The 10,112-nt window shown below is 59.8% G+C and carries 8 protein-coding genes; 1 reads left to right on the top strand and 7 read right to left on the bottom strand.

The window, feature by feature from the left end; translation table 11 throughout:
- Positions 1-218: 218 nt before the first annotated feature.
- The 5 genes from IRZ24_RS11575 to mraZ all read right to left on the bottom strand — a co-directional run bounded on the left by IRZ24_RS11575 (position 219) and on the right by mraZ (position 4,881).
- Positions 219-599 (bottom strand): hypothetical protein, encoded by a 381-nt coding sequence (locus IRZ24_RS11575; RefSeq protein ID WP_297164213.1) that lies wholly within the window; start codon positions 597-599, stop codon positions 219-221.
- A gap of 29 nt (positions 600-628) precedes the next feature.
- Positions 629-2,410: a penicillin-binding protein 2 gene (locus IRZ24_RS11570; protein ID WP_297164211.1), complete on the bottom strand. Its 1,782-nt coding sequence runs from the start codon at positions 2,408-2,410 to the stop codon at positions 629-631.
- A 317-nt stretch (positions 2,411-2,727) separates the two neighbouring features.
- Complete coding sequence (locus IRZ24_RS11565; protein ID WP_297164209.1) at positions 2,728-3,129, bottom strand: hypothetical protein; 402 nt, start codon at positions 3,127-3,129, stop codon at positions 2,728-2,730.
- A gap of 211 nt (positions 3,130-3,340) precedes the next feature.
- Positions 3,341-4,333 carry a 16S rRNA (cytosine(1402)-N(4))-methyltransferase RsmH gene (gene rsmH / locus IRZ24_RS11560; protein WP_297164207.1) on the bottom strand — a complete coding sequence of 331 codons (993 nt, stop codon included), beginning with the start codon at positions 4,331-4,333 and terminating at the stop codon, positions 3,341-3,343.
- A 140-nt stretch (positions 4,334-4,473) separates the two neighbouring features.
- The gene (gene mraZ, locus IRZ24_RS11555) at positions 4,474-4,881 is read right to left on the bottom strand and encodes a division/cell wall cluster transcriptional repressor MraZ (RefSeq protein WP_112430241.1); all 408 of its coding nucleotides are present in this window, start codon (positions 4,879-4,881) and stop codon (positions 4,474-4,476) included.
- Between the two features lie 648 nt (positions 4,882-5,529).
- Between mraZ and IRZ24_RS11550 the strand changes: the two genes are divergently transcribed.
- On the top strand, positions 5,530-6,474 hold the full coding sequence (locus IRZ24_RS11550) for an alpha/beta hydrolase (RefSeq protein WP_297164201.1): 945 nt from the start codon (positions 5,530-5,532) through the stop codon (positions 6,472-6,474).
- 67 nt (positions 6,475-6,541) lie between these two features.
- Here the strand turns inward: IRZ24_RS11550 and IRZ24_RS11545 are convergent, their stop codons facing one another.
- Together IRZ24_RS11545 and rhaD are read right to left on the bottom strand one after the other, a co-directional pair.
- Complete coding sequence (locus IRZ24_RS11545; protein ID WP_297164198.1) at positions 6,542-8,059, bottom strand: rhamnulokinase family protein; 1,518 nt, start codon at positions 8,057-8,059, stop codon at positions 6,542-6,544.
- A gap of 83 nt (positions 8,060-8,142) precedes the next feature.
- The gene (gene rhaD / locus IRZ24_RS11540; protein ID WP_297164216.1) at positions 8,143-10,077 is read right to left on the bottom strand and encodes a bifunctional rhamnulose-1-phosphate aldolase/short-chain dehydrogenase; all 1,935 of its coding nucleotides are present in this window, start codon (positions 10,075-10,077) and stop codon (positions 8,143-8,145) included.
- Positions 10,078-10,112 lie beyond the last annotated feature (35 nt).

The following is a 10,112-nucleotide window of genomic DNA, read 5'->3' as shown; positions in this document are numbered from 1 at the left end:
CTGCTTGCCCGTCTTGGCTTGTCGAGCTTGTCGCTCACGCTCATCAGGCATTTCAATACTCTTTTTAGTATTTTATATTACTAATAACGATAGACGTAATTCATCGGCCTGACCGAGCCTGCCGCCTGTAGCCCCGAGGGATACCACTGGCCAGAGGCCTTGGTGAGCGGACCAAGCGGCAGGCGGGACAGAAGGCAGGCGGCCCACCCCTCAGTCTTTCAGCTCTCGCCGCCCATTGGCTGACCATTGGCCTCATGAGTCTGGGTCTGGCCGGGCTGGACGGGCTGCTCCTGAATCACCTGGAGAGCCTGCTCTACGTCCTGCTCGCTCAATGGCTCATGGCTGGCATGCAGGCGCTGGAGATCGATCACCTCGGTGCCCCGTGTTTGTACCAGCTCGCTCCAGGGATCATTAGGCAGCGGTTCGATCACCACAGGCTCAGCGAAGGGCTGCTCTCCCGCCTTCTCTTGTTCGGGCTGGTCGGCCCACCCCAGCAACTGCCGCCAGGTTTCACTCAGTTCCAGCTCCTCCAGCCGCTGCGCTTTCGCCTGGAAATCCAGATCGTTGGTATGCTCCTGCTTTTGTTCTTGTAATTCCATCTTGCACCTTTTATAGCATCAGAAAGAAATTACTGCGACTGATCAGGCGGGACATGGTAGTACCACATCAGCTCCTGAGCGATAGCTTTCCACAGAGGAGCGGCGGCAGTCCCACCGTAGATACTGGCCTGGGGACGATCCAGCTTGACCAGAATCACGAAGCGGGGATGAGAGGCGGGCAAAAAGCCGGCGACCGAAGCTTCGGTCTGATCCTCAGCGATCCCCTGCGTAGTAGCGGTACCAGTTTTTGCTGCGACCGAATAGCCTGGGACAAGGGCGCGCTGTGCAGAGCCATCGATCGCTGCCACCTCCAGCATACCGGTCAACTCGCGGGCGGCCTTACTGCTAATTACCCGGCGCACGACCTGGGGCTGGATCTTCGTGACATGGCCATTAGCCTCGATAGCGGAGACCAGGTAAGGGCGCATCATGACGCCATCGTTGGCAATAGCCTGGTAAGCCAGAGCCACCTGCAGCGGTGTTGCCAGGATACTTTGACCGAAGGCCTGGCGGGCCAGATCGCTGGGGGTCCAGCCGGGCGAGCCGGGCCGTCGATAGAAGCCCGTAGCCTCGGGGCTATCAATACCGGTGCGCTGACCGAAGCCGAAGCGCGCCAGGTAAGGATAATAACGAGAGGGACCGAGCAGATCATGGGCCACATAGGCGGCCCCAACATTGGCCGAATGCACCAGGACTTCAGTCATGGTCTCACGTCCCCAGGCCTGGTTCTGCCAATTTGTCACCATTGGCGTTCCATCGTTGAAGGTCAAATAGCCGCGATCATCGATTGTAGTATTGGGCGTAATCAGGCCCTGATCGAGGGCTGCAGCCATTGTCACGGCTTTCAACGTTGAACCAGGCTCATAGGCGCAATAAAGGGCTGGATTCAGATAGACCTCCTCGCTATGGAGGCAGCCGGTCTGGTTGGCATAACGGGCATACTGATTCGGGTCATAGCTTGGGTAGCCAGCCATTGCCACCACAGCTCCGGAGCGGGCATCAAGCACCACCACCGTGCCCCCCTGGGCACCAAGCTGCTTGACCGTAGCGGCTAACCGAGTCTGTACAAAGTACTGGATAGTACTATCGATGGTCAGCGTGAGATTAGCGCCAGGTACGGGTGGCTCCTCCGAGGAGGAACCAACTACCAAGGGATTACCATATAAATCGCGCTCGGCAGTCAGGTTGCCTGGTTTACCGGCAAGCACACTATTATATTGGGCCTCGATTCCATAGACGCCCTGCAGGGAGGAACTGCCGCTGATGTAGCCCACATAGCCAAGCACCTGGGCGGCCAGGTCGCCTTGAGGATAGATACGTTCGGTCTGGGGAGCCAGAAAGACCGCTGGTAGGGCCAGCTCGCGCAGGCGCTCACTTTGCTGTGGGGTAACCGCGTGGGCAATGAGCAGCGACCAGCGATTGGCGTTAAGCGCTGCCATGAAAGCGCGGCGAGTCTCTGCGATGGAGAGCGCAGGCAGTACGCTATGGAGAGCCGTCAGGGTTTGCGTGAGAGCCTCCTGCAGATCATCGGGATGATTCTCGGAGAACTGGACAGGCTCGATATAGACGTCATCGCGCACCACATTCGTTGCAAGCACCAGGCCATTGGCGTCATAGATCAGGCCGCGAGAAGCGGTCAGCACCTGATCATGAATATGCTCCTGACTGGCTAGCAGCGCCAGCTTGTGGCCGCTATACGCCTCGACGATCTGCCAGTAGTAGAGTCGTCCGAGCAGGGCGAACATGCCAACGCAGACCAGCAGGAAGATGAGCATTTGCCGGGCGCGCGCGCGGCGAAGCTCCGTGCTCATCTAGCCTCCTCCCCCTGATGGAATGCTGCTCCTCTTCATCTTCATGCCTTGCTTCCTTCATCCATCGCATCGCGCTGGCAACTCCGATCGAGGCCACGATCCAGGCAGGCCCGTCTCGTGGCTTAGGCATCCGGCCCTGGCTACCTGGCTGTCTATCAGCCAGGCCCCTGCTGATACACCAGCCGTCTCTTGGCTCCTTGTTTGTCCGGCTGAGTGGCTGATCACTAGAGATCCAATCCAGGGGCCTATTCTCTCTACCTGCCTGTCTCAGCTTCAGGCGCTCATGCACTGAGGCACAGACGGAGACGGATGCTGTATCAGGGGGCCGCTCCCGACTGCTGACCGGGAACAGATTGCAAACCGGGCACTTCCAGCACCTCGACGGCCTTGGGATCGGCTGGAACTAGTCCCTGAGCCTGGGCATGGGTAGCGATGTAGGCCGGAGACTGCTCCTGGGCCAGCGTATTGACCAGATCCTGATTCTGCCGCTGTAGAATCGCCTGCTTTGCCTGGTAATCCTGGATCTGCTGGTTCACATTGAGCGCTTGACTTAGCTGCGACAGATAGAGCAGAGCCATCAGCGCGATCAGGAGAACGCAGCTGATCGTCAACGCTACTGGCCCCATTTGGAAAAAGAAGGGATGTAGCTGACGGCGGCGCCGCAGCGCGACAATTGGCCGCGTTGGGGCTTTTTTCTGTCCACTACTAGCGTAATGCATCGCTGGACCTTCTTTCTCTCTCGTATGCTTCTTGCTCTCTGCTTGTCTGTTTGCTCGCTGTCGCTACATCTGTGTGATGCAGCGAGGCTACTGCGCGGCCCTGACCCTTCCTTTCCTAGCCAGAGCCTGTTCTCCTTTGCGCTGGCAGCCCATAAGGCCACTGTGGCGCCTCTAAGACGCAGCAGAGAAAGCAGGCCAGCCGTAGAGGCCCTCAGGCAGAAGCATCGGCCAGGCGCTCGGCAACACGTAGGCGAGCACTACGCGAGCGCGGGTTAGCACTGACCTCCTCAGCCGTTGGCCGCACTGGCTTCGGAGTGAGCAGGCGCAGCCGCGCGCGATGGCCACAGACGCAAACGGGTGTCCGCGGGGGACAGAGGCAATCCGTCGCCTCGCGCTTCATAAATTCCTTCACAATGCGATCTTCCAGCGAATGAAAAGCGATGACGACCATTCTGCCTGCCGGCCCGTGTCCGCCAGGGGCAGGGCGGCTGAGCAGATTGAGCATCTGCGGCAAAGCTCGCTCCAGATTCTCCAGCTCGCGATTGACAGCAATGCGCAGAGCCATAAAGACGCGCGTCGCTGGATGGATGCCATCGCGGGGGGGCCCTTGGCGCGCGGCAGCGATGGCCGCTGTTACAATTTCAGCCAGCCGGCGTGTACTGGTGATGGGTGCCTGCTCACGTTCACGCACAATGCGCCGGGCAATCTGGCGCGCGTAGCGTTCCTCACCATAACGGTGAAAGATGTCGGCCAGTTCCTGCTCATCGGCCCGGTTCACTAAGTCAGCAGCGGAGAGCGGCTGCGCCGGATCAAACCGCATATCCAAGGGCCCGTCCACAGTGAAAGAGAGGCCGCGCCGCGGATTTGACAGCTGCAGAGACGAGAACCCCAGGTCGAGGAGAATCCCCTGGACCGGCCCGAAAGCGTACGCTGCAGCGATGCGTTCGAGGTCGGCAAAGTTGCCTTGCACCAGAATCAGGCGTCCACTTTTCACATACCTAGAGAGGCGCTGCGCTACGCGATCCAGCGCCTCGGGGTCGAGATCAATACCCAGAACTCTGCCATCGGGAGCCGAATGCTCAAGAATCGCCTCTGTATGGCCACCTTCACCTAATGTCCCATCAATATAATGACCGCCTGCTTGCGGCTGAAGAAATCGTACCACCTCTTCCAGCAGCACCGGCATATGCCATGATGCTTCCATACTCCACTCGCTTAAACCACATGGTAGGCGCAGCCGAGCGCTCGACGGTAGGGAGAACCTCCCTTCCTTGCCTCTCTACACCCTCTCTCGCCCCCCGCTGCTCCGCTTCATCCTCCTGCACAGGCCACCTCACGCAAAAACTAAAAAGGAATTTTTCCTCCCTCGGCCTCTAGCTTCTCCTGATAGGCTCGCCAGATGGCACGATCCCAAATCTCAAAATGATCTCGCACGCCGGCCACAGTAACTTCCGTGCCAAGCCTGGCATAGGCCCGCAGCTTGGCCGGGATGACAATCCGTCCCTGAGCATCTAGCTCGACTTCGCTGGCGCTGGGATAGATACGACGCTCGAAGTCGCGCAACTCATCGCTATTCTTGCCCGCCACCAGCTCCGCCGATTTCTCTTCCCAGCGTTGCATTGGATAGACCGACAGACAGGTCCCCATGCCTTTGCTAATGACAGCTCCTCGCCCCATCTGCGCCCGAAAGCGCGCCGGAACAGCCATGCGTCCTTTCGAGTCAATTGTGTGCTCGTACTCGCCTAGAAACATAGGCTCTCTCAACTCTGCGATGAGGAGCTGCCTCTCCCCTTAGCCAGATCTGGAAACAGGCGAAGGGTCTGCCAGTGGCCTGGGCAGCAGCACCAGGATTCACCACTTTCCCCCACTTCTCCCCACTACATTATACAGTAATCCGGGGGAGGCGAAAAGAGTGTTATCCACCAATTTGGCCCTCCTCAAGTGGATAACTTGTGGATAACTTCCGACGTGCAGTCAGTCTCTCTGTCACAGTAACACTGTTACAGCCTCTGTGATCTTGGGTACAAGAACCAATTATCAGACCGTGCTGCATATGTCGTGACAGCTCCTCTATCAACCCCGCTACCGGTATGCTCTCTTTCTCGCCATCAGGAAGCCCTGCGCTGGCGGCTGAGGTCGGCCAGGTCCGGCCTGCGAAGACGATCTTCGAGGCTGCTGGACGATAGCTGGCTCGTTGCAGATGCTCGTCTGATCGTATGCTGGAGATCTATGCCTCGATGTTGATATTTGTCTTGTCCTCCAATGGTAGGCTATGATGATATTGCTGCTGTTGCTCGGGCTGCCCCCCTCTATCCAGCGCTAGCCGCTCGTGGGGTGGCAAGGACAGCGAGTAATCCAACAATAGATTCTCTTTACCATTAGAAAGGCAGGAATTAACTGATGCCTCTCGATCCGAATTTGCGTATCTATCTCGATGGGTTGGCGGCGATGAACGTGCCCCCAATCAGTGCTTTGTCTCCACAGATGGCACGTGAAGCCATCGCCGCCCAGCTTGCCACGGCTCAGATCAAGGAGCCGGTGGCCCGTGTTGAGGATCGGCGCATTCCTGGACCTGCAGGCGAGATCCCTATTCGCGTGTATACCCCGGCGGGTTCTGGACCTTTTCCGTTGCTCGTCTTCTTTCACGGCGGTGGCTGGGTGATCTGCAATCTGGAGACGCATGATGGCCTTTGTCGCAGTCTGGCCAACGGCAGCGGCTGCGTGGTGGTCTCTGTCGACTATCGGCTGGCGCCCGAGCATAAGTTCCCAGCAGCAGTTGAGGACTGCTACGCGGCGACGTGTTGGGTGGCCGAGCATGCGGCAGAACTGAACGGGGATGCTCAGCGCCTGGCTGTTGGTGGCGACAGCGCCGGCGGCAATCTCACCGCCGTGGTGACGCATCTGGCACGCGAGCGCGGTGGGCCACCGCTGGTCTTCCAGTTGTTGATCTACCCAGCGACGGACTTTACGGCAGAGACGCCATCGCGCCGCGAGAATGGCCAGGGCTATAGCCTGACGCTCGCTGATATGCTGTGGTTCGCCAATCATTACTTGAACAGTCCTGATGAGGCACGTAACCCGCTGGTCTCGCCAATGTTGCGCGAGGATCTACGCGGACTACCACCGGCCTTGGTGATCACCGCCGAGTATGATCCGTTGCGCGACGAAGGCGAACTCTATGGGGAGCGCCTGCGCGAGGCGGGGGTACCCGTGACGATCCACCGTTATGAGGGGATGATCCACGGTTTTCTAACGCCCCCTATTCCTCTGACGCAGACCCAGGAGGCGATCGCTGAATGTTGCCAGGCCCTGCGCCGGGCCTTTGGATTGGAGGCTGCCAGTTAGACAGCTACCTCCGCTTGACCGCAGGGGTGGAGCTGCTGGGCGAGCGGGTCTCGCTCTAGGCCCTCGCTCAGCAGCCCCGCTGCTCCTGGGGAGGGGGGATTAGCGGGAAGAGTGCCGTGAAGCGTGCATAGGCCTCATCCCAGGCAGCACGTTGCTCAGGATGAGGGAGAAAGGTCTCTGTCGCTGTGGAGTTAGCCGCCAGGGCGCGTACTTCTTCGAGGGAATGCAGTTCTCCAAGTCCAACGAGCTGGAGCAGGGCGTTACCCTGGGCAGTGGCTTCAATTGGGCCGGCAATGACCATCAGACCAGTGGCGTCGGCTAGTCCTTGGTTGAGCCAGCGGTTTTGCGCGCCCCCTCCGACGATGTGGATGGCCTGGAGCGCTCCTCGGGTGATACTGACGGCCAGCTCTAGTATTTGACGATAGCGCAGTATGAGGCTGTCGAGAATAGCGCGTACAAGGGCGGGGATGTCTTCGACAGCGGGCACGGGCTGGCTGTAAGCGCCAAGCTGCTGGCGGATGCGTGTCGGCATGTCGCCCGGCGGCAGAAAGCCGGGGTGGTCGGGATCAAAGAGAGCGGTTCGGGCTGGGGCGCCTGCGGCCAGAGCAAAGAGCTGCTCATAGGTGAATGACTGCCCTTGCTCTTGCCAGCTACGACGGCATTCTTGGAGCAGCCAGAGGCCCATGACGTTGCGTAGAAAACGCACAGTGCCGAAGACACCTCCTTCGTTGGTGAAGTTGCTGGCGCTTCCCTGAGCGATTTGGGGGTGCGACAGCTCAAGACCTACCAAGGACCAGGTGCCGGAGCTGATGTAAGCCCGATCATGAGGGGTGGCAGGCATAGGTATGCCGGCAACGGCTGCGGCGGTATCATGGGTTGCTGGGGCGACAATGGTTACTTCTCTCCCTAGCTCCTCAGCCAGTTCGCCTTGTAACTTGCCCAGGGGAGTCCCTGGCGCGACTACCGGCGGCAGGAAATGCACCGGCAAGCCAAGCCTGACGAGTAGGTCCCTGGCCCAGTCTCCTTGCGGGACCGACCAACATTGCGTTGTGGTGGCATTGGTGTATTCGCAGAGGCGTTCTCCGCTGAGCCAGTAGTGGAAGAGATCAGGCATCAGCAGCAGATGGGTCGCGTGTTCTAGCAGGCGAGGCTGCTCGCGTTGGTGAGCCAGGAGCTGGTAGAGGGTATTAATCGGCATGAATTGGATGCCTGTCCGGGCATAGATCTCCTCACGCGACAGGCGGGTAAAGGCCTCCTCCATGAGGCCCTCAGTGCGCCGGTCGCGATAGTGGACAGGCATCCCAAGCAATAATCCTCGCTCGTCTAGCAAGGCATAATCGACTCCCCAGGTGTCGACGCCGATGCTATCGAGCTTGCCGGCCAGACGACGGGCTTTTCGCAGTCCGCTGACCACCTCCTGCCAGAGGGCGAGCACGTTCCAGTAGAGATGCTGTGGCAATGCCACCGGGCCATTGGCAAAGCGGTGGACCTCTTCGAGCGTCAGGCGCCGGCCATCGTAGCGCGCCAGGTGCACGCGCCCGCTCTCCGCTCCCAGGTCGACTACGGCAAGATAGCGCTCGCTCATCCTTTTTCTCTTCCTCGCTCTTCTAGACAGCGTCTGGCGTTTGCCGAGAGTGTCAGCCAAGCGGTCAAGCACTGGTGCTGGTGCTAGCGCAGATAGGCAGCAGGGACCCCGCCATCAACGGTGAGGGCGCTGCCAGTCGTCTTGGAGGAACGGTCAGAAGCGTAGAAGAGTACAGCCTCAGCAATATCCTCCGGGAAGACATTGACCTTGAGGGTCGTGCGCTGGCGATAATAGTCTTCTAGCTGTTCAGGAGCGATGCCATAGGCTCGCGCCCGCTCTTCACGCCACGCACTGCTCCAGATACCAGAGCCACGCAGCACAGCGTCGGGCATGACGCTATTGACACGTATCCCAAGGGGCCCCCCTTCTTCGGCCAGACAGCGCGCAAGATGCTGCTCAGCAGCCTTAGCAGCGCTATAAGCGCTGTTGTCTTTTCCAGCTACTACAGCATTTTTGGAGGTAATAAAGATCAAGCTGCCGCCGATACCCTGCTCCTGCCAGAGGCGGAAGGCAGCACGTGCCACCAGGAAGTAGCCTTGAACAAGGACCTCAAAGACCCTGCGCCAGTCCTGCAGACGAGTCGCAGTCAGCGGGGCTGCGGTGGCGAACCCGGCGTTGCTGACGACAATATCGAGTCCGCCGTAAGCGCGCACAGTGGCGGCAAAGGCGGCAGCGACCTGCTCTTCGTCACTGACGTCGCAGGGGCAGGCGATGGCACGTCCCTGGCCATACTGCTGCTCGATGGCGCTGGCGGTCTCGTGAGCGCTCTGGCCATTGAGATCAAGAATGGCCACATGAGCGCCCTCGGCAGCCAGGCGCAGGGCTGTGGCGCGCCCGATGCCGCTGCCTCCCCCAGTGACCAGGGCGATGCGTCCGGCCAGCTCTTTTTCAGGTGGGCGGCGTGTCAGTTTATAGAGTTCCAGCGGCCAGTACTCGATGTCGTAGGCCTCTCTTTCGGAGAGGGGGGTAAAGCGATCTATGCTTTCACAGGAGCGCATGACGGCAACAGCGCGCTGATAGAGATCGCGGGCAACCCCAGCCATTTGGGCATCGCGTCCGCTGGCAATGATGCCGACGTGGGGGATAACAACAATGCGGGGATTGGCGTGTTGCAAGACGTCGCCTGGATGATGACATTCCTCAAAGTAGCGTTGGTAGTTACGCCGGAAGGCGGCGATTTCGTCGCGTAGGGTCGCCTTGAGGGCTTCGCTGCCTTGAGCTGGCTCCCACGGAACCCAGACGGGCCAGTGACGGGTGTGCACAAGGTGATCAGGACAGGCTGAGCCACGACGGGCTACCTCACCTGCCTCCACGGCACAGGCAAAGGTGAGGGCCTCTTCACTGCTGTCAACCGTCAAGATCATACGCTGTGGCTGGCTGAGCTGACCGCGCAGGCCAGGCAGGATGGCTGTCAGGAGCTGCTCACGCTCGGCGGCGCTCAGGGTCGGCTGACCGACGAGGACGGTCGTTCTGCCCCGGCGTTGACGCTCAGCGGCGACAAAGTCTTCGGCCTCCTGGACCACACGCAGGGTCTGCTCATAGCAGGCGCGGGCGCTCTCGCCCCAGGTCACCAGGCCATGCTTTTCCAGAATGACCAGCTCGATGCCAGGGTCAGCGCGAACAGCCTGAGCGACCTGTTTGGCCAGGGTAAAACCAGGACGGATATAAGGAATCCAGGCCATGCGTCGGCCAAAGACCTCCTCCGCTAAACGGCGCCCGTTTTGGGCGTTGGCGAAAGCCAGAATAGCATCAGGATGCGTATGGTCGACATGGGCAAAGGGCAAAAAGGCATGGAGCAGCGTTTCGATCGAAGGACGCGGACGCCCTGGCTCGGCCATACAATGGAGCAGATAGGCCACCATTTCCTCATCGCTGAGGCTTTCGCGCTCCTCCAGCGGCAATACATCGTCCAGGCGCAGCGGCACAAAGTCCGCCATCGTCATGGTCGCCAGGTCGGAGCCACTGCCCTTGACCCACATGATGCGTGTGGGCCGTCCCCGGAAATCCGGCTGGGTCAGCTTGACCGAGGTATATGTCTATTATACACATCTGA

Origin of the sequence: Thermogemmatispora sp., assembly GCF_019683755.1 — a bacterium.
Lineage (GTDB): Bacteria > Chloroflexota > Ktedonobacteria > Ktedonobacterales > Ktedonobacteraceae > Thermogemmatispora.
Note: the sequence above shows the minus strand (reverse complement) of the source record. Positions and strands in the feature narration are given on the sequence as shown.

Excerpts from the sequence above, each read along its gene's own strand:
- IRZ24_RS11575 (WP_297164213.1), bottom strand. The coding sequence starts at position 599 with ATGGAATTACAAGAACAAAAGCAGGAGCATACCAACGATCTGGATTTC.
- IRZ24_RS11570 (WP_297164211.1), bottom strand. The coding sequence starts at position 2,410 with ATGAGCACGGAGCTTCGCCGCGCGCGCGCCCGGCAAATGCTCATCTTC.
- IRZ24_RS11565 (WP_297164209.1), bottom strand. The coding sequence starts at position 3,129 with ATGCATTACGCTAGTAGTGGACAGAAAAAAGCCCCAACGCGGCCAATT.
- rsmH (WP_297164207.1), bottom strand. The coding sequence starts at position 4,333 with ATGGAAGCATCATGGCATATGCCGGTGCTGCTGGAAGAGGTGGTACGA.
- mraZ (WP_112430241.1), bottom strand. The coding sequence starts at position 4,881 with ATGTTTCTAGGCGAGTACGAGCACACAATTGACTCGAAAGGACGCATG.
- IRZ24_RS11550 (WP_297164201.1), top strand. The coding sequence starts at position 5,530 with ATGCCTCTCGATCCGAATTTGCGTATCTATCTCGATGGGTTGGCGGCG.
- IRZ24_RS11545 (WP_297164198.1), bottom strand. The coding sequence starts at position 8,059 with ATGAGCGAGCGCTATCTTGCCGTAGTCGACCTGGGAGCGGAGAGCGGG.